Source organism: Paenibacillus sp. FSL P4-0113 (genome assembly GCF_038009305.1).
Taxonomy (GTDB): domain Bacteria; phylum Bacillota; class Bacilli; order Paenibacillales; family Paenibacillaceae; genus Paenibacillus; species Paenibacillus polymyxa_D.
Genome location: NZ_JBBPAZ010000001.1, coordinates 1,841,915 through 1,862,338 on the forward strand (window position 1 = coordinate 1,841,915; position 20,424 = coordinate 1,862,338).

14 protein-coding genes are annotated in these 20,424 nt (G+C 44.3%); 6 read left to right on the forward strand and 8 right to left on the reverse strand.

From position 1 onward, the window contains the following. Positions 1-13: 13 nt before the first annotated feature. From MKX46_RS07730 to MKX46_RS07740, 3 genes are all read left to right on the forward strand, one after another. A complete protein-coding gene (locus tag MKX46_RS07730) occupies positions 14-1,318 on the forward strand; it encodes a VWA domain-containing protein (protein WP_341071073.1) in 1,305 nt (434 codons plus the stop codon). A gap of 294 nt (positions 1,319-1,612) precedes the next feature. Then, positions 1,613-2,956, forward strand: coding sequence for an amino acid permease (locus MKX46_RS07735; RefSeq protein ID WP_341071074.1), 1,344 nt, complete (start codon positions 1,613-1,615; stop codon positions 2,954-2,956). Between the two features lie 7 nt (positions 2,957-2,963). After that, positions 2,964-4,121: a VanZ family protein gene (locus MKX46_RS07740; protein WP_341071075.1), complete on the forward strand. Its 1,158-nt coding sequence runs from the start codon at positions 2,964-2,966 to the stop codon at positions 4,119-4,121. A 143-nt stretch (positions 4,122-4,264) separates the two neighbouring features. On the opposite strand, the gene MKX46_RS07745 is transcribed toward MKX46_RS07740, so the two are convergent. From MKX46_RS07745 to MKX46_RS07780, 8 genes are all read right to left on the reverse strand, one after another. Then, on the reverse strand, positions 4,265-4,918 hold the full coding sequence (locus MKX46_RS07745; protein WP_069010473.1) for a nitroreductase family protein: 654 nt from the start codon (positions 4,916-4,918) through the stop codon (positions 4,265-4,267). A gap of 51 nt (positions 4,919-4,969) precedes the next feature. Beyond that, the gene (locus tag MKX46_RS07750; RefSeq protein WP_029515555.1) at positions 4,970-5,362 is read right to left on the reverse strand and encodes a MarR family winged helix-turn-helix transcriptional regulator; all 393 of its coding nucleotides are present in this window, start codon (positions 5,360-5,362) and stop codon (positions 4,970-4,972) included. A 243-nt stretch (positions 5,363-5,605) separates the two neighbouring features. Continuing rightward, entirely contained in the window at positions 5,606-6,982 is a 1,377-nt protein-coding gene (gene gdhA, locus MKX46_RS07755) for an NADP-specific glutamate dehydrogenase (protein ID WP_025718156.1), read from the reverse strand. A gap of 381 nt (positions 6,983-7,363) precedes the next feature. Next, complete coding sequence (gene thrC, locus MKX46_RS07760) at positions 7,364-8,755, reverse strand: threonine synthase (RefSeq protein WP_208332658.1); 1,392 nt, start codon at positions 8,753-8,755, stop codon at positions 7,364-7,366. Between the two features lie 216 nt (positions 8,756-8,971). Continuing rightward, positions 8,972-10,315, reverse strand: coding sequence for a TldD/PmbA family protein (locus MKX46_RS07765; protein ID WP_341071076.1), 1,344 nt, complete (start codon positions 10,313-10,315; stop codon positions 8,972-8,974). A 3-nt stretch (positions 10,316-10,318) separates the two neighbouring features. Continuing rightward, positions 10,319-11,713 (reverse strand): TldD/PmbA family protein, encoded by a 1,395-nt coding sequence (locus MKX46_RS07770; protein ID WP_341071077.1) that lies wholly within the window; start codon positions 11,711-11,713, stop codon positions 10,319-10,321. Between the two features lie 402 nt (positions 11,714-12,115). Next, entirely contained in the window at positions 12,116-12,421 is a 306-nt protein-coding gene (locus tag MKX46_RS07775) for a hypothetical protein (RefSeq protein ID WP_080902336.1), read from the reverse strand. Positions 12,422-12,776: 355 nt separating this feature from the next. Beyond that, positions 12,777-13,649, reverse strand: coding sequence for an AraC family transcriptional regulator (locus tag MKX46_RS07780; protein WP_341071078.1), 873 nt, complete (start codon positions 13,647-13,649; stop codon positions 12,777-12,779). Between the two features lie 372 nt (positions 13,650-14,021). On the opposite strand from MKX46_RS07780, the gene MKX46_RS07785 reads away from it, so the two are divergent. The 3 genes from MKX46_RS07785 to MKX46_RS07795 all read left to right on the forward strand — a co-directional run bounded on the left by MKX46_RS07785 (position 14,022) and on the right by MKX46_RS07795 (position 20,417). Further along, the gene (locus MKX46_RS07785) at positions 14,022-14,222 is read left to right on the forward strand and encodes a hypothetical protein (protein ID WP_341071079.1); all 201 of its coding nucleotides are present in this window, start codon (positions 14,022-14,024) and stop codon (positions 14,220-14,222) included. A 6-nt stretch (positions 14,223-14,228) separates the two neighbouring features. Further along, positions 14,229-14,894 (forward strand): copper amine oxidase N-terminal domain-containing protein, encoded by a 666-nt coding sequence (locus MKX46_RS07790; protein WP_341071080.1) that lies wholly within the window; start codon positions 14,229-14,231, stop codon positions 14,892-14,894. Between the two features lie 2,442 nt (positions 14,895-17,336). Continuing rightward, positions 17,337-20,417: a polymorphic toxin type 15 domain-containing protein gene (locus tag MKX46_RS07795; protein ID WP_341071081.1), complete on the forward strand. Its 3,081-nt coding sequence runs from the start codon at positions 17,337-17,339 to the stop codon at positions 20,415-20,417. The last annotated feature ends 7 nt before the right edge of the window (positions 20,418-20,424 follow it).

The following is a 20,424-nucleotide window of genomic DNA, read 5'->3' on the forward strand; positions in this document are numbered from 1 at the left end:
GGGGTTTGACAGCATGAGCGGTCCCAACGTTGCATTGAGTACAGGAGCTAATGCACCATTCGGTAAGGAAGATACAGTGCGGGTCACCATTACATGGAAGCATGCACCTGCCGAACTGGATGTTAGCTGTTTTATGGTAGGAGCAGACGGAAAGGTTTCCTCTGATGACTATTTCATTTTTTACAATCAACCCGCTGACCCGCACGGCCATGTACGGTTACAGCGTCCAAATGACAAAACCACCGAGTTTACTATTTCCCTCAAAGAACTGGAACGAACCGGAGTGGAAAAATGTGTGTTTGCAGCCACACTGGACGGCCCAGGTACTTTTGTCAATGTGGTCGGCTGCTCAGTTACTGCCCAAGGCAAGCAATCCCATATCACCTACAGTATCACCGAAGCCACCAGTGAGACATCGCTTGTGCTGGCAGAGGTGTATCGTCATACGTCTGGCTTCAAGCTTCGCGCAGTTGGGCGTGGTTTCAACGGAGGACTAAAGCCGCTTGCCGAAGCTCATGGTGTGACCGTGGAGGAAACGGAATCGCCAGTGGATACCGTTCAGATGAACATCCCTACATCGGCGATCTTAAGCGCGGTAGGTGCTAAAGCTGGCGGAAAAGAGACTGCCCCCATTAACGCAAGAATTAATCTGCACAAGCAGAATGTACAATTTTCACTGAAAAAGAAAAAAATAGACCGTGAAAAAGCACGTGTAGCGGTTGTATTCGATGCTTCTATTTCTATGTTCAAATTGTACACGGGTGGGACTGTGCAAAAAGCCTGCGAACGTGTGTTGGCTGTAGCCGCCTGTATGGATAACGATGGTGAAATGGATGTATGGTTTTTTGCGGACAAAGCCAAACGTGCTCCAAGCGTCACAGAGAGGAATTTCGAGAATTACATTCATAGGAATTATGCTGAACCTAGTGAAGATAGTGAGCTGGGGTGGGTCAATAACGAGCCAGAAGTCATGAAGGATATCATACTTAAATACACAAAAGAAGATCCCAACGACATGATCCCGACCTACATTATCTTTTTTAGTGATGGAGGTATTTATGAACAAAAAAAAATAGAACAGCTGCTGATTAAAAGCTCAAGCACTCCGATTTTCTGGCAATTTGTAGGTCTTGGTAAAGCCGATTACGGAATTCTTCGAAAGTTGGATAAGATGCGCGGCCGCGTAGTAGATAATGCAGATTTCTTTGCCTTGGATGACATTGACTCCGTAACAGATGCAGAATTGTACGACCGTCTGCTGAATGAGTTTCCTAGTTGGCTCAAGCAAGTACGGGCTAAAGGAATATTGCGGAGCTAGTTCCCGCCGTAACGCCAATACTGCACCAGATTAACGCCCTCATGCCCCCTGCGTGATCACTTAAATATCACCAAGTAGAGCAATAAGAGGCACAATGACCGCTGATAAAGCAATCCTCAGCGCCAGCATTCTGCCTCTGTTTTCTTCAGTTTGTCCTCTATCGATTTCAATCTCCCTACCATATCCTATTTCTTTCATTTCCTAATTGGATATTTTCATGTAGTATAAGTCTAATTGAAGTAACCCTGTTTGGGCTATGCTGAAGCTATACACTATATGAAGGAGGATTTCATATTGAAATCAAATGAACCCACTTTGCACAAAAAGCTGCTCCCACGGCATATTACCTTTATGGCTATGGGCGGAGTCATCGGGACGGGTATTTTTAAAGGAAGCACCGAAACGATTAGCTTGGCGGGACCAGGAGTTATTTTATCCTATGTCTTCGCAGGACTCCTGCTCTTGGTCGTTATGGGCGCAATTGCCGAGATGGCTACCGTCTATCCCAACATGAATATGAAGGATTTTATTCGCAAAGCTTTTGGAGAACGACTGTCCTTTATTATCGGCTGGTTGTATTGCTTCATGTGGCTGGCCGTCTGTATCATTGAGGTCATTGCTGCGGGTAGCTTCCTGCAATATTGGTTGCCAGATGTCCCTCTATGGGTACTCAGTTTAGTCAGTGCGGCTTTCATTATTGTCGTCAACATGCTGAGTGTCGGCGGATTTGGGGAACTGGAATTTTGGCTTGCAGGTATTAAGATTGCCATGATTATTATCTTCATCGCCTTAGGTGGCTGTATACTGTTCGGGATTATTCCCACTGAAACTCCACCTTATCTAAGCAACTACGCGCAGCATGGCGGATTTCTACCCAATGGCTGGTTGGCTATCTTTTCAGCGCTGCTGGTCGTTACCTTTTCATACGGAGGGTCCGAGCTGATTGGACTGACGTTGACGGAAACAGAAAACCCGGAAAAAGTACTGCCTAGAGTGGTTAAAAGCTTTATTCTTCGCGTTGTTTTGTTCTATACGTTGCCAATTCTCATCATTTGTGGCTTGATTCCCTGGAACCAACTGGATGCGAATACCAGCCCGTTTGTACAGGTATTGTCTTCTGTAGGGCTTCAAGGCTCGGCTCATGTCATGAACTTTATTCTGATCACTGCTGTACTGTCTGCCGCCAATTCGGGGATTTACGGGGCTACACGTATGCTGCATTCGTTGGCGGTCAATGGAGAAGGTCCTAAATCACTCGCTCGCGTATCTTCTAATGGGGTTCCAGTGAATAGTCTCAAATTCTGCGCTGTAGTCCTGATTGTCGGTTCCATGGTTGCTTATATCGCTCAGGACGGGCTGTTCCGTATTTTGATGGCTGTACCTGGCTTTGTCGTGCTGCTCGTCTGGAGCTGCATTTGTCTGTCCCAATTGAAATTGCGCAAATCTTATCCAGTGGAGCCTACTTTCAAGATATGGGGATTCCCTTATGTAACGGCAGTTACAGTAGGATGTCTATGGGTCATTGCGTTCCTGTTCTTGCTTGACCCGCAAAATCGCATCAGCATTAGCGTGTGCGTGGCGTTCATGGCATTTCTGATCATCTGGTCGTTAGTGAAGTTCCGGAGAAAGCAGGCGTAAGCAGCACATGATTCAATCGTACCTGTTTCCTGTTTCATATGCCTTTCTTGCGTTTCCTTTTGCTGCGTTATTGTTCACACTGCCATTCCTAATCGTGCAATATCGCAGGTATGGCTATATTCACAAGGCTAGAGCATGGCTGCTTTACTTGATGCTTTTATACTTGATGAACGCCTTTTTTCTGGTCATACTCCCGCTTCCGGCATCGCGTCATAATGCTGCATTAGCCGGGGGAGCGTTGCAGTTAATGCCCTTGCAATTCGTGCAAGACATTATAAGAGAAACATCCGTCTCACCCGCCCATCTCTCCAGCTATGTTCATTTGCTGAAGGAGCGTGCTTTTCTGCAAGTCGTTTTTAACGTTGTGATGACTGTGCCTTTCGGTATGTTCTTACGTTATTATTTCCGTGCACGATGGGGATGGTGTCTGATTCTGTCTTTCACCCTGTCCCTCTTCTTTGAGGTGACACAGCTGACAGGATTATATGGATTTTTTGACCATGCGTATCGTGTATTCGATGTGGACGATCTGCTGGCTAATACATTGGGCGGTATGCTAGGCTTTCTATTAGGCGAATGGTTTTCACGCTTCCTGCCTCGCTTGGAGCATCTGGACAAGCATTTGGACATTACGACCAAACGGGTGTCCTATACCCGACGGGGTGTAGCCTTTTTCGTGGATTCTATCGTTTGGACCGGGCTACTCGGCATCATGGAGTCCCTGCATGTGCCTGCTGCCTTCTGGATTTCCAGTGGGGTCTACTTTATGGTGGTTCCTTACCTGACAAATGGACGAACTCCGGGGAAGTGGCTGGTACGCATTCATCTGATAGGGAGAGGAAAAAGAGTTGCCCTGTGGGAGCTCATTAAGCGCTACAGTCTCTTGTATTGGTTGTATTTTGGACTTAATTACGTACTAGGTGGATCTGTACTGGGATCTCATCTGTCTCCTTGGATAAATGTTATGATCAGCCTTGTGCTGTTGGTGATGAACGGATGGTTCTTTTTCTATCTAGTCATACGCCTATTCAAGAAAGCACCGTTATTTTATGAGGAGCTTAGTCATACTTCGCACCAGATTATATGGCCCAAGCGCTACCATCCTACTCAGAATGACCCCGCTGACCCAACACAGACGTCGGGAGCGAATATAGTACAAAAATAACCAGAGGATCGACACGTCATCAAGCCCCGGATCTGCATTGCATCCTGGCGAATAAAAAAACAGGCGAAGCAAAGGGATGTGCCTTTGCTCCGCCTGTTTTTATTTTGCGTATATTTTTATGTTGCATATAGATATAACTTAACTTATTTCCACTGTGCAATTTGATCAATAGGTAAACGTGTGGAAGGATGACCATCGTTGATTCCTTTACCCATGGAAATGAGCATAACAGGGACATAACGATCTTTGTCCAGACCAAAGGCTTCAGCAATTTGATCCTTCTCATAACCGCCGATAGCGTTGGTGTCGTATCCATGAGCGCGCGCCACCAGCATAAGCTGCATGGATACCAAACCACCGTCGATCAGGACCGTTTCTTTGTTCACAACGGGATCAAGCGCTGCAAAGTGAGCTGCTACTTTTTCCTGTTGCATTTCTTTAATGTCTTTTGGCATATAGCCCAGTTCTACAGCTTCTCCGAAAATTTGTTCGAAATTATCAAAGTTGTTCAAATCTCCAAACACAGCGATCACTGCCGAAGATGTCTCCACTTGACGTTGGTTGAAACGGGCCAATGGTGCCAGTGTGGCTTTACCTTCAGGGCTGTCAATGACGAGGAAACGCCAAGGTTGCAGGTTAATGGAAGATGGTGCGCGTGTAGCTTCTGTCAAAATCTCAGTCATTTCCTCACGGCTGATCTTCACGGACGGATCGTATACTTTTACCGAACGGCGTCCCAGGGCGATTTCTTTAAAATCATTCGTTTTTACAGTACTGGATGTATTCGTATTATTCATTCCAATCTCTCCTTATCCCTCTGTGGGTATAGTAATGTTAAAAAAATGTTGTCAGTCCATATCGGATATATGACTATTCATCACTTGCAGCATATCAGCTAGCTGGTGCCGCTGGGTCTCGTCGAAGCTCTGTAGCATCTGAGCTACAAACTGTGAACGCTCCTGCTTAAAGATGACAATGCGTGCACGCCCATAATCGGTCAGGCTTACCAAGGTAACCCTGTTGTCCTCTGGCTTTGTGCGTCGAGTGACCATTTCTGTCGCTTCCAGTTGTTTCAAATGGCGTGTTACGGCTGCAGCGTCAATGCCAACCTCTTTTTGCAGCAGAGTTTGACTGATTTCCTTCACTTGATACAACTTGCACAATAGTTGCAATCTGGATGCGCTGACTCCTGCACAACGCTCAAATTTGGAGCTAATCTGCTTGTTCAGCAACAACAGCATGTCAAAAATATACTCAGGCTCGGATGGTGTCTGGGTGATATCAATCTCTCCTCCCTTAAGCATATCGCTGGGCTTCATGATCCGACCTTTGATCTATCAATTATTGATCTATCAAGTAATATACATCCTCATTAAAAATAAATCAAGTCCCTGAGAAAAATAAAGTGCTCTTTGCAAATAAAAGCTGAGCGACTCGCACAAGAGCCGCTCAGCTTCAATTCAACTTTATTATGTTCCGTTGTGCTAAATAATCCCGTGAGACAGCATTGCGTCAGCCACACGCACAAATCCTGCGATATTGGCTCCGACAACCAGATTGCCCGGCACACCGTATTCCTCAGCCGCCTTTACGCTGTTAGCATAGATATTTTTCATAATATCATGCAGCTTGGCATCCACTTCCTCAAAGGTCCAAGACAGACGCATGCTGTTTTGTGACATTTCGAGCGCCGACACGGCTACTCCGCCTGCATTGGCAGCCTTGGCTGGCCCAAACAGAACTCCATTGTCCAAAAACACTTCAATGGCCTGTAACGAGGATGGCATATTGGCACCTTCGCCTATAGCTTTTACGCCATTGCTTACCAGCAATTGGGCTGCTTGCTCGTCAATTTCATTTTGTGTGGCGCATGGCAGTGCGATGTCGCATGGGATCGACCAGATCCCCGAACAGCCCTCTGTATAGATTGCACCTGGACGCTCTTGAGTATACTCGCTAATCCGCAGGCGGTTCACTTCTTTCAGCTGCTTCACCAGCTTCAGATCGATACCGTCTGGATCATAGATGTAGCCATTCGAGTCACTACATGCCACGACTGTAGCACCGAGCTGCTGTGCTTTTTCAATCGCATAAATGGATACATTCCCCGATCCCGACACGACGACGCGCTTTCCTTCAAAGGACGATCCCTGAGCCTGCAGCATCTCGTTTACAAAATACACACAACCGTAGCCGGTCGCTTCCGTACGTGTGAGACTGCCTCCGTAATGAATTCCTTTGCCCGTTAGGACGCCGCCTTCATGTCCTCCGCGAATCCGCTTGTACTGCCCGAACATATAGCCAATCTCACGTCCGCCTACACCAATATCCCCTGCCGGAACGTCGGCATCCGGACCAATATATTTATACAATTCCGTCATGAAGCTTTGTGTAAAACGCATCACTTCGTTATCTGATTTCCCTTTGGGATCAAAATCTGAGCCGCCTTTACCACCACCAATGGGAAGACCCGTCAATGCATTTTTGAAAATCTGCTCAAAACCCAAAAACTTGACGATTCCCAGATAGACAGACGGATGGAAGCGAAGTCCACCTTTATAAGGCCCTATCGCACTGTTAAACTGCACACGGAAGCCACGGTTGACCTGTACAACCCCCGCATCATCCACCCAAGGTACACGGAAGGTAATGACTCGCTCCGGCTCCACTAGCCGTTCCAGAAGCCCCTGCTGCATATACTTAGGATGCTTAGCCAATACCGGAATTAGTGAATCCAATATTTCCTTGACGGCCTGATGGAATTCATTCTCATGAGGATTGCGCGCGATAACCTTCTCAAAAACGGACTGCACATATTCGGCTGCTGCTTGTTGACTCTGCTCTGGACGGATCATGGTCATTACTTAATACACCCCTTTTATAATTAGCCCCTCTGTTAAATGACGGAACGACTTGATTCTGCACCTTCGAGAGTGGAACCTTATGTATTCATAAAATTTAGTTAACTATACATGATTTTTTATAATAATACAGCAAATTCGCCTATAAAAGATTTTTGTATCCTTCATTAAATAACTCTATGAACCTCTCATTGCCTGTTAGTTTCCTGAAGCTAAATCCCTTGATTTACGGGCTTTTTCCACGATTTCTAAGGCCCCAACACCTTACTCTATATGGCATTATAATGTGAACAAATTCAAACTAATACATACATCATATCTGGAAAATATGGATATAAAAAAGGAGGCTGCGCACAGGGCGTAGCCTCTTTTCCCATTCTGTTACACATAAAAGGCTTCAAGCTGACGCACAATTTCTGCTTCGTCATGCTCTACCACCTGCTGATGCTGCGATTTCGAGAACAATTGTTCAATTTGTGCCGGGAACTCCTGCTTGATATCTACCAGACGAATGGCCTCATCAAATTTGGCTGGATGCGCTGTCGCAAAGGTCACACATACTTCGTCCGCGCTATTATACGCCTCATACGCGGCAATACCGCAAGCTGTATGCGGATCCAGCAAATAATCGTACTCGGCTTTGTATTTTTTGATCAGCTCCAGACACTGCTCATTCGAAGCACCCAGCGCTTCAAAATCCTGCTGGACACGCTTCAAATCCTCTGCACCGATCACAATCCGTCCCTCGGTTTTGAGCTTATCCATGTATTCAGATACCTTGGCCGCATCCTCCCCGAGGAAGTAGTACAGGTATCTTTCGAAATTGCTTGCCACCTGAATGTCCATGGAAGGACTGTATGTGCTTTTGAAATCGCCCGGTTGGTATTCGCCAGTCTTCACGAAGCGCTCCAAAATATTATTTTCGTTCGTGGCAATGATCAGCTTATGGATGGGCAGACCCATTTTCTTCGCAAGAAAGCCGGAAAAGATATTGCCAAAGTTGCCGGATGGCACGCTGACATTGATCTTCTTCGTACCCGCAGACTCCTGTGCCCGGAAATAAGCATAGAAGTAATATACGGTTTGCGCCAAAATGCGCACAAAGTTAATTGAGTTAATCGCCCGCAAATGATGTTTGGCTTTGAAATCCAGATCGGCAAACAGGTCCTTAATGACCTTTTGACAATCATCAAAGTTCCCTTTTACGGACAGATTCAGTACATTCTCATCGTCTACCGTCGTCATTTGCAGCTCTTGTACCTTGCTCACCTTTTGGTGTGGGTGCAAAATACAGATTTTAATTCCTTCCTTGCCGCGCACGCCCTGAATCGCTGCTGCCCCGGTATCGCCCGAGGTTGCACCCAAAATGTGAATGATTTCATTCTGCTTTTTGGACACGTAGGAATAAAATTCCCCCATGAATTGTAGCGCCACATCCTTGAACGCGAACGTAGGCCCGTGGAACAGCTCCAAAATAGATAGGGAATCGTTGATCTTCTTCACTGGCGTAACTTCTGGATGGCGGAAGCTTGCATAACTGCGCTCTACCAGCTGCTCCAAATCTTCACGAGGAATCTCATCATTGATATACAGCGCAAAAACTTCCAGCAGCAGCTCTCTGTAGCTCAATGTCGCCCATTGCTCCAAAGTAGCTGCCGACACGGTCGGAATCTGCTCCGGTACCATTAGACCTCCATCGTCAGCTAACCCCATGAGCACAGTATCAATAAATCCCTTGGCTTCTACTCGACCTCTAGTGCTTATATATCTCATATACATCCCCCAATAAAAATTCAATTCGAACCTTTTTTCGAATATATTATTGTCTATAATACCCTGTCGCGGTGCTGTAACCAAGCCTTTTTTTCATATTTTAAAGACTTTCTCCTACTTTACCATACCCCGATGCATCAGGCATCTATCATTGCTAGACAATCAGAACGTCAGGAACAGGTCGTAAGTCTGAAAAAAAGCAGGCTGCTTCAGCCATTAGGAGCCTGAAATCGAGAGTGCAGCCAGCTTGAGCGAAGGAGATGTGCAGCTTCCTGTAAAACGCAAATCGTTGCCCACTTCCTCTACCTGCTGTAGTACGTCAAAGAAGTTGCCCGATACGGTAATTTGATTAACCGCTCTGACCACTTGCCCCTGCTCAATCCAGTAGCCCAGACAAGCCAGCGAAAAATTACCGGACGCCGTATTCGTACCTGCATGCAGCCCTTGCAGCTCAACGATCATCAACCCGCGATCCGTCTTGCGAATCATTTCTTCCAACGTAGACGTGCCTGGTTCCACATACAGATTATGATACGACACACCAATTTTACCGTTATAGCTGCCCTTGGAAGCATGAGAGGTACTTTCCACCCCAGCCTTACGGGCCGTCTTGCGGTTATGGAAATACGTCCGCAGTTCGCCATCCTTGATAATCTCGTTGCGGCATGTCGCACTGCCTTCCGCATCAAATGTGCTGCCTGCCGGAACGTTCTCCATTAGCGGATCATCAATCAGCGTAATACGCTCGCTAGCCACCTTTTGCCCTAGTTTCCCAGCTAATCGCGAAAAGCCTTTATCCACCGATTCCGCTGAAAATACCGACGTATACGCAGCCAGCAATTGCGCTGCTGCATCATGACGGAAAATGACCGGATAGTTATCCGATTGAATCGTGTGCGCCCCCAGCTTGGAAACGGCCTCTTGTACGGCTTTATGCGCCACATCCACAATATCGATTTCCTCCACACTCCGCAGCGAATAATCATGCCAGCCCCCGGTAACCGTCTCGCCATGGTCCGCTGCAATCACATACACATATGCGGTCGCCAGACTTTTACGACGATGGCAGTGCAGTCCTTTGGTATTCACAATCAGGACTTCATTCTCACGAATGCTGACCGAGCAATGCCGAGCCATCACAATCCGTGGGTCTGCGACAAGCGCTGTACGCTCCATTTCCAGCGCCGCTTCGATCAGAATCTCAGGAACTGTGTCAGCAAGCGTTGAGGCATAGGCAGGCTGCTCAGGATAGCTCTCTGAGCCTGCAAACAGCTCATCCTGCTCCTCGCTCTCCAATATGTCCGCGTTACTACGTGCTTCCTCCAATAAAAAGTCGATCACATCCAGTTCAAGCTTTTCCGTAGAGGCGTAGCCCATTTTGCCGTTAATGACACCACGGAAGGAAAGTCCACCGTTTTCAACGATGGTATATTGGTCAATCTCTCCCTTTAGCACCTTTACCGAGGTAGAACGTCCATTTACATAGTAGATTTCCATATCCGCGTAGCCCATTTCCCGGCCTATGGCGAACAATGCTTCCTGAAACTGCTGAATATTCATCGCCTATTCCCCCTTCCGTCCGCCGACGGTCATCTCGGACACGCGAATTGTCGGCTGTCCGCAGTTGACCGGAAGACTTCCACTAACCGAGCCGCACATCCCCTGACCATGATCCAGATTGTTGCCGACCATATCAATATTTTGCAGGGTTTCAATCCCTTTGCCGATCAACGTTGCGCCTTTGACCGGCTCGGCAATTTTACCATTGCGAATCATATAAGCCTCTTCGACTGCAAAATTAAACTCGCTCGTCGAGGTATTCACCGAACCACCGCCCAGCGATTTGGCATAGATCCCGTACTCTGTATTGGCAATGATCTCTTCACGGGTAGACTCGCCATTCGCAATGAACGTATTGTTCATACGAGATGCAGGCGCGAATTTATAGGACTGTCTTCGTCCTGACCCTGTCGCAGGTACACCCATCTGGCGCGAGCCCATGCGATCAATCAGATATCCTTTTAAAATGCCGTTCTCGATCAGTACGTTGCGCTGTGTCGACGCTCCTTCATCATCGATATTGAGCGAGCCCCACGCATTTGGAATCGTTCCATCATCTATAGCTGTAACGAGCGGTGAAGCCACCTGCTGCCCGATCTTATTGGCAAACACGGAGGTTCCATGGGCCACTGCCGTAGATTCCAGCCCATGCCCACACGCCTCGTGGAAAAGAACGCCGCCGAAGCCGTTCTCAATTACGACAGGCAGTCTGCCACTAGGCGCATATCCCGCTTTGACCATTGTGGACGCAATCCGAGCGGCGTGTCTGGCATTTTCTTCGATATTCAGATTCTCCAGAAATTCAGTCCCAGCATACGCTCCCGGTCCACGGAACCCGGATTGTCTATGCTCCCCATGAGTCGCAATCGCACTTATTCTCATGCGTGTATACGTACGGGTATCCTCCACCAGCAGTCCGTTACTATTGGCGATCAAGACGTTCTGGATCGAGTTGCTAATCCCAACAGAGGTTTGCGTGATGGAAGGATCGTATTGGCTTGCTGCCTCATGCGCCCGTCTCATCATGTCGATCTTGGCGCGTTTCTGTGAACCGTCAGGAATGATCGCAATCGGATGTTGGTTAGGGATAGCATGAGGATGGAGTGTAAGGGTGTGTGTACCTGGCACTCCACCTCCGCGAATAGCCTTGGCGGCCGATTTGGCCAGTCGAATCAGGCTCTGCTCGCTCATATCACTGGTATAGGCATACACCGAAAAATGCTCCTTCATGATCCGAATGCCAATCCCAAAATCCCGGCCTGACAGCGCCGTATCCACGACGCCCCCAGTCATGCCCAATTGTCCATTGGTGCGGTCCTCGACGAATACCTCTGCAAAATCTCCGCCCGTCTCCAGCGCGGCTTGCAGCATATCCTGAATCTGTATTGGATGTATCATCACGTTCCTCCTCGTTTTTGCCATGTTTCATATTGTACGTCTAAGCGATCAAGAACATATGCGGGTTCATGTTTATTTCCCATAACTTTACTATACATGATGTGGGAGTGGGTGTAACTATCTGGGTGGCAAGTGGTTTGGGGGAGGGTGAAGATTTATGGGCGGGGATAGAGGGATTGAAATGAGAAAACCCGATTAGACCGTGAAAGGTCATGTCGGGTTATTGAGAAAATTGATTACTGGGTGGATTGAGCAAGTACGTGCATATGAGGCCGCTACGTGGACGGATCATTCTTCCGATCGCTGTTGCCTCCTGATTTTTTTGATTATATTTTAACGGTTAAAATCCGGGTTCAAAGGCGAACGCTCCACTTCTTCAGAACGATTCCGCCCCCTCCGCTGCTATGCTTGGGTTTGCTTCATTTTGTTTGCCAAAATACTTTTTTTCAAACGAACTTTAAACAGTTCTCTTCGTAAATCCAGTTCCATGATATGAAGATGGTCTGCTGCTTCTTTGACGGTTTCCATGTGCAGTACACTTGCCTTTTGTGAAATAATAGCCAGCGCATCCCAAATGAGCTTTGTGCATGTTTTAAGTCTCTCTATGTGTTCGTCTTCCTGCTGTACCAAACTTTCGTATTCTTTAGCTGTATTTTTAGATGAGTTTGTATGTTCCACGTTCTTTGGTATCTTGGGTTGAGTATCCAAAGTTATCATCTCCTTTAAAGAAAGTGTAGCAAAGGATGATGTCGGATGTGGTACGTAGATACGTAGCAATGGGAGAATAATAGATAAGATTATTATGACAATTTAGTGTGCAAGATAAAATAAGACTCTTTGACATTCCAAGATAAGGATTATATCAAACTTAGAAGTTTTAAAAGTACAACTAAATGAATAGATATTATTTCTATTCAAATCATTAGTCTCGTGAAATAAATTATCCTTTCTTTCACGCCAAATGGCTGTACCTTAAAAGAAATACCTTCTTCACAAAATGAGCGCAATTGTAAAAAGAGCTGCCGAAACAGCTCAAGAAATACCTCATGATCACACGCATATTTTACTTTTTCAAGATGGGTATCCATATTTCACTTTTGAAAGTCGGTGAGGTTATATCTTTACTCTCATTCCACAGGATTTCCGGACCTTCTATTTGTTCATAGTTTGAGGATGGAAACCATTCGGAATAAATACGCCCCCACACATCTTGTAAAGTATCAGGAAATGATCCGATTGCTTCAAATACTGCCCATGTTGAGGCTGCAACTTCAAGTTGTGTTAGGTTATCTGGACACTCCTTTGTTGTTGCAACGCCAATATAGTGATCAAGCTCCCCTTTTTCCTCCATTCTACCTTCAGAAAAGTTTGTGGATGCGCTAAGCAACCCCATAGGCTCGACATTAGAAATACTTTTAAGATTATTGATCGTTTCACTCTCTAAACTTTCCCACATCGCAGCAATCTCTGGATTGACTCCGTTGAAAATAATGGGAACTCTTTTCTTGATACCAACGATGCAAAATGCCCCTTTTTCTTCAATTCGATAGTTCATTTCACTTCCCCCTTTAATGGATAACTGGAAGGTCATTCGTGGATATGCTTTAAGTGAACGGCCATTAATTCTGGCTTCAGACGGCGTTAATCCATGTAAATTTTGAAAAGCTCTTGTAAAAGAATCTGGTGCATTGTACCCGTATTTAATCGCGATATCAATAACCTTTAGTTTGTTATCTTTAAGCTCGAATGCTGCAAGAGTGAGGCGTCTGCGGCGGATGTATTCTGATAACGTAACACCTGCAAGAAAAGAAAACATTCTTTTAAAATGAAATTCAGAGCAGTAAGCCAACCTTGCTACCTCTTTAAAATCAATTTCGTTAATCAGGTTCTCTTCAATATACCTTATCGCTTCATTCATGCTCTTAAGCAAATCCACTATATGACCTCCTTCATCAATAGAATAACAGTAGTTGAATGTATCCATCCGACAATTCCTGCGCAATTATGTAGGGTCTATTCTTATTCATAAATTTAGTGCGAATACATTATAATAGAGCGCGTTTGAGGTACTTATCAGGAATAGATGGTACAAGCTCCAGCAAGCGTTTGACTGTCATGGAATTTTAAAGTCGTATACATTCGAGATGATGGAGAGATTCTTGCAAACAAGTCCGAATTATTGGAGCAGTGGTCTAATGCAGAGCAAGTTGGAGAAAATTTATTTAAAACTAAAGAAGGACAAACTATCACTGCTCCGAAGCAAACATGCGACCTAACACAACCTATCTCAATTCACGGAGGTTGAAAAATGAAACGAAAATATTTTTATAGAACGGCCGTATTATCTCTTGTGGTTTTTGTGAGTGCTATATTTGGAACCTCTTCTTTTAACGCTAATGTAGCACCGATTAATCACTCTATTCATATCAATGGAACCTCTTTGCTCAAAGTGAATGATTATGACGTTTTGTACTGCACACCGATTGGTCCCTACGTTAATGAAGAATAACGTCTCATGGTTCCGCTTCGTTCCGTTACCGAGCTTCTTGGTGCAAAAGTTGATTACAACGGTAAACTTCAGGAAGCAAAAATCAGGTGGAGGTCAAACGAAATTGTGTTTCAAAAGGGAGCAAAAACATATAAACTGAACGATACTTCAGCACAGATGGACATTCAGCCCGAAGTGATTCAGGATGCCTTTGTCATTCCGCTTGGGGTATTGCTGAGAAGTATGAATATCCCGTTTGAGTATATGAACAACAAAGTGATTGTAAAAGATCCAGCTTTTGACCAAAGCAAGATTTTTCAAAGAGTAATAGAACTGGATCGAGGAAGATCCATTGTTGACAATCCTTCTGCACTGAGTATTCAAAATTTCAAACTTGTGGAAGAGAAAAACTCAGCAAGCGAAACCAGAGGGAGTATCACGGTGAGTGGGTTAAATGGGACAGGCCCTACGATTAGTGAAGGGAAAGAAGATTTGCACATCATTGGCTTCTTTAATCAAACGGTAGAAATGGATGCAGATTTCGCGTCTGTAGATATCCCGGATCGAAAACGTCTAAAAGTTAATCAGGAAGGTCACGTGTCTCAAAGTCTGTCGTATCTTAAAATAAGTGACCCTTTGCAGTACATACTAGCTGCCGGAAGAACATTACAAACGAAGAATGAACGAAAATAGTAATATTCCGTTGGACTGAGCCTTTTAGTTTTGCCAGGACCAAGGAAGCTTTGTTTTAATATCTACTGGATAATCTCGTTTAACTGATAAGATTATGTCTTGCACCATGGCTTTTCTTATGCCTATATAAGAAATTATAAAACGCATCTCCATTTTTAACACTATAAATAACTATGACTTTCCATCCTCCTATCAGAGTTAACATACACACTTAAATCGCGGAAGGGTGAAATCCCACGCCAATTGGCCAGATTGGTTTCTCGAAGGATTACAGCAGTTGTACTAACGTAGCAAAATTCTACAACTAAAAGCTCTCACTTAACTCAATGTCTTAAATATTTCATGTCTACATTTGGTCTACAATAAAAGTGATTAAAAACAAAAACCCGCTCAATGAGCGGGTTTCAGTATAGAGACGTGGGGAGTTCCCCCTCTGTTCCAAACTTTTTTACCAGACATTAAATGTTCCTCAAACCCTACAACAATACTTCAAGAGCAATTGATTAATTACCCATTAAACTATCAAGCATTATTTCTTAATGTCAACATGTAATGTTATAGTCTAGCCACTAATCTCATCTCGATATAATACTACCACGCACTCCACATGTGTCGAGACGATGGAAAGAATATACTTATGATCAGAAATAGCATGTCTATCGAAAAGAATAGAATCATTGATTAATCGGGGCTGTTCTCTAAACATAGTCTATGACTACAATCCGAGGCAATCAGATAACGTGAGTCTCTGACAAGCGAGCATAAATCCATTGGTTGCCCTTCTGTAGCGGACTCATCATGTTCACCAGCAAAGATGAATACCAACTTCTACAAGAAAGGTTATTTTCATTTACACATAGTTCTTGACGCTACCGTCTAAACTTATTGAGAAGGAAATTCCTAATCAAAACAATTATAATTTCTGGTAGAAACACAATAAATATATATAGGGGTATGATGAATGGTAAAGATGCAATGAAAACTTCTGCTCCCTGCCCTCCCTCAATCAAAAACAACCAAATTGGTACTGATAAAATCCATAACAATGCATTGGAAATCATTAGATGTTGAACATTCTTCCAAAGAAAACAAAACAAAATTGCAATGACTGCTGGTGTCCCCCATGAAACTATCTTATCACCATTACTTAATATGATGAATGCCGAAATGGGATAGAGTATTACGCTTAATATCTGAACCCATCTATGATTATAAAAATTCAATTTTTCATCTCCCTCATCTTATTCATACATACAAATCTTCTTTTAGGATAATCATACCTTATTATTCTATTTACTTCCAGAACATTCTGTGTATAATTAGTATTGCATTTAAATTTATGGAAAATGGAGGTTTATTATGAAAAAAAATCAAAGTTTTTTTACCTGCTCTACTAATGCTTCTCTTCTTTACCTCTTTTTTTGGTATAACGTCTGTAAGTGCTTCTGAGGTTGATCCTTCTATAAGTGCTCCAGAGGCCACGTATGACTTTTCTCCATCAGCGTTAGAGCCAGATTCAACCTACCCAGGAACCAATATCAGAGTTAAGGTAGGAGATGTACTTTATTCATCAAAAGCATTAGGCGGAAGCGCAATGATTGTTGGACATGTTGATATCATTGGACCTGATTATATGTTTATCATGTAAATCCAGTTAATGATAATCAAGGAGAAGGCGGAAAAAGGGATACCATTTCTTATTACCAAATGAGGCATAATCCTAATGAACTAATCGCTGTCTATAGAGCGACTCACGGTCGTAACGCAGCTAATTGGGCAAAAAACAATTACTCTTCGGTAACAAGTTACCATATACCTGTTTATTCTTGGGATAACTTTCAACTTAAAACTATAAACCCTAATTACTGCTCTAAATTTATTTGGCAAGCATTCTATTATGGAAACTATGACACAGACTATATTATAGGTTACTGTACTCCAAATAAAGAGGCTTTTGTAACTCCAGCTCAAGTCATTAACAGCAACGATCTTACACATGTGGGTTCATTCAGAGGTCGTTAATAAAACATAAATATGCATTTTTAAATCGAAAAAACGTATTTAGTCGAGTAAACTAAATGCGTTTTTTTGTTTACACAGCTATTCGACCAGGTAAGTAATGAAAGTATTGATAATAACCGTCACTGTACACAACTTAAACCCCTCTCATTTCTCCTACTTCCAAAAATACACATAGTAAATACACCAATCAATGGGTCATTCTGTAAACTAAATCTCTCTTTTAACCGATAAATACATATGCTGGACTGTTATTTAAATATCACATCTCGTAACTTTATACCCAACAAACTCAGTGATACATATAGGTCTTGACTCAAAGTTGTATTCATCCATTTCTTCTATTAGTCAGACTCGAATTAAAAATACTGCACTTTACTTTTGTAATCAGCCATTAAATCTAGAAAGGAGTCATGAACTCACTTGAGCATATTATCAGATGGGATCGGATATGAAAGCCTACGCTTGTATGGTCCCTTTCAGCCACAACACATCGAACAACTTCAAATAACACGTACCATTAATGATCATGCCTTTTTACATATCAGTGGGTTGCTCTCCGAAGAACAGGGAGCCGCTTGTATCGGTCAAAATATGGAGCAAGAGCCGATTGTGATTCGTCAGTTGGATGATCAGGGACAATCGCTGAGAAGACTGTTTCACGGGATCATTACGCAAATGTCTGTGAATTGCACACGGGGAGTATACACCTTTGAATTGGAAGCCGCTTCCCATTCCTATCAAATGGATATCAAGCTGAAAAAACGTTCCTATCAAGATATTCATCGTACCTATGATGATCTGGTCACTGCGCTGGTTCGAAAATATCAGTACGGAGATGCCATTGATACCGTCACGAACTATGCCAAACTGGAGGCATTTGTTTTACAATATGAGGAGACCGATTGGGCGTTTTTAAAACGTCTCGCTTCTCGCTTTGGTTCCGTACTTGTGCCAGAGGTAACCGCTGCCTCGCCCAAAGTTTTTTTCGGGATGCCTGAAGGCAAACAGTACAAGGTGGAACGGGATGTATTTTATCGGGTACGGAAAACGTTTCATGAATTGGATGCGGAAAAGCCGGGAGAACGTGCTAGCTCGTATGTCACCTATATGATTGAAAGTCTGCAATACTATGCGCTTGGCGACCTCATTACGTTACCCATTGGACAAGGTAAAGAGTTGGTCGTGGTTCGAGCAGTGACCACATTAACGGATGGATTGCTGCGTACCCGTTACGATCTTCAAGCCGAACAGAATATTCGCTATGCCCGGTATGAAAACGATCAAACCACCGGGATTTCGCTGACAGGAACGGTGCTCAAGGTACTGCGAGATTTTGTACAGCTACAACTGGACATCGATCCGAAGCAAGATCCTGCTAAAGCGTGCTGGTTTCCCGTAGCCACCCGTTATGTCGCCGAAGAACATAGTGGCTGGTACGATATGCCTGAAATCGGGGAACAGGTAGAGTTGTATCTGCCTACCCACCACGAACAAGATGCCTATGTCACGGATTCACTGCGACAACAACGCCACACCAATGGACAGCCAAATGTGAAGGTATGGCAACATGTGCAAGGTAGCTCCGTCGAAATGTCTGAGCAAGAATTGAACCTGTCCACCTCGGATGGATTTTCTATTACACTGCACGAGGATACTGGCATCACCATCAACAGTCCGGGGGATGTACAGATTCAGGGTGGTCATGTGAAGCTGGGTGCAGGTGAGGAACTGTCGCTGGAAGCTGGAACGGCGCTATATCTGAAAGGCGGAGCCAGCAGCATGGTACTGGATGGTGAGACGGATACCCACGCTCCAGTAATTTATCAGGAAGGTACGGTGAAAGCTCCTGTTTTCGTGGCTGACCTCCCTCCTGTACCGGAGCCGCCATTGATGAGTATAAAAGCCTATGAAGCAGCCCAATCAGCGACAAAGGATTCATCTAGTAGCCAAGCCCCTACCCCTAAAGCAAAAGTTACGACCCCAGCAGCGCTTCAACAAGCCAAAGCCTTGATGGGTACGGTATCTAAGCTTTTAGGCTCCATTCCGGTGATGGGAAAAGTGGCTGGTGCTGTTATAGGAGCACTAAGTGGGCCTGCTTCGGGTGTCATTCTGAAAGCAACCGCAGCGATCCCTGTTCGGAGCAAAGGGACCCCTATCGTTGGAGGAGGCGGTAAGGGAACCAGAATTCATCCGTTAAAATACTTGGCTGGTTTAACAATGCAGGGACTGGTCAGTCAATACGAGTATGAGCGAGCTCAGGAAGCCTATTATAACAAGTGGATTTTGGGGAAAGTGTATACAAGTGCTCGTCATATGGCTCATTCCGGTGGAACATTGGAGCTGGTTCAAAACTTGCTGCAAGATTCTAAGATGATGGTTCATGCGTATCAGCAGGTTCCTAAAAGTGTTCGTGAAAAATGGATTAGGGATTATATGAAGCAACAACCTCCTCCTAAGCCGCTTTCCCCAGAAGAAGAAAAATTACAGAGAGCAAGAAAGTATGAGCAAAGTATTCGTGACTGGGAAGCTAATCGTCCCGAACCCCCTAAAAAAAGCTTTGGCGAGGAAACCACACTCTTTTTCCAGGGCATGGAGGAAACAGTTCAAGCGAACGTTGAAGGCTTGAAACAGTTAAAAGATGCTCTTATCGAGCATCCTGTGGATACTATAAGTACTATAGTGTCGGGCCAATATGAAGAGGCAAAGGGAGATTTGGTATTTGCTAAAAATTATGTTTTGGATCAGGAAAATGCCAGAGAAGAGTATCTCAAAGGTTTAAAAGAAGACGATAAACGGATGTTAGAGAAGGGCCAAAGTTACATGGAGGGTGAGACATTAGCTGGGATGCTAATTAGCTCTCTTCTGGGTAAGGGAAAAATAAAAGGTGGAAAAGGGAAACATCATAATTCCAAAGATGCTCCAGAACCAAAACCCTTGAAGCCAACGAATGAGCCGAAATCGAGTCAAACTAAAACTGAGGGGACGGGTAAAGCTAATCTAAAAAAAATTCCCCGAATCTCTGAAGTTGAAGTCAATTTCAAAAGGAATCCAAAACATGATAAAGTAGAATTTGAAAGACAGCTAAAGGCTCAAGAGGAAGGACTTAATTCCTTAACCGTTGATGAGTTTATCAAAAATAGAGATAGATATTTAAAAGAAGGACGAGCACCCGAAGGTGATACTGCGCAAAAAGCTGCGAGAGAAAAAGCATACCTGGATAAGGTTACTGAGTTAAGAAAAGAAGGAGTAGATAAAGAAGAAGCAAAAAAACAAGCTAGTAAATGGCTAGATGGTCAGGCGGCATTACATAATCCTGATCAAATTGCTGGAGGTATACCAGAACATGTCAGTGGAGTGGGGGATAGAAGGATTAACTCTTCTCTTGGCTCCCAATGGAAAAAAAGGGCGGGTAAAATAGATGAACATGTAAGATCAGCTGCTGAATCTATGACCGAGGCAGAAAGAAAGTCAACTCATTTAAATATTAAACTAACAAATTAACAGAGGG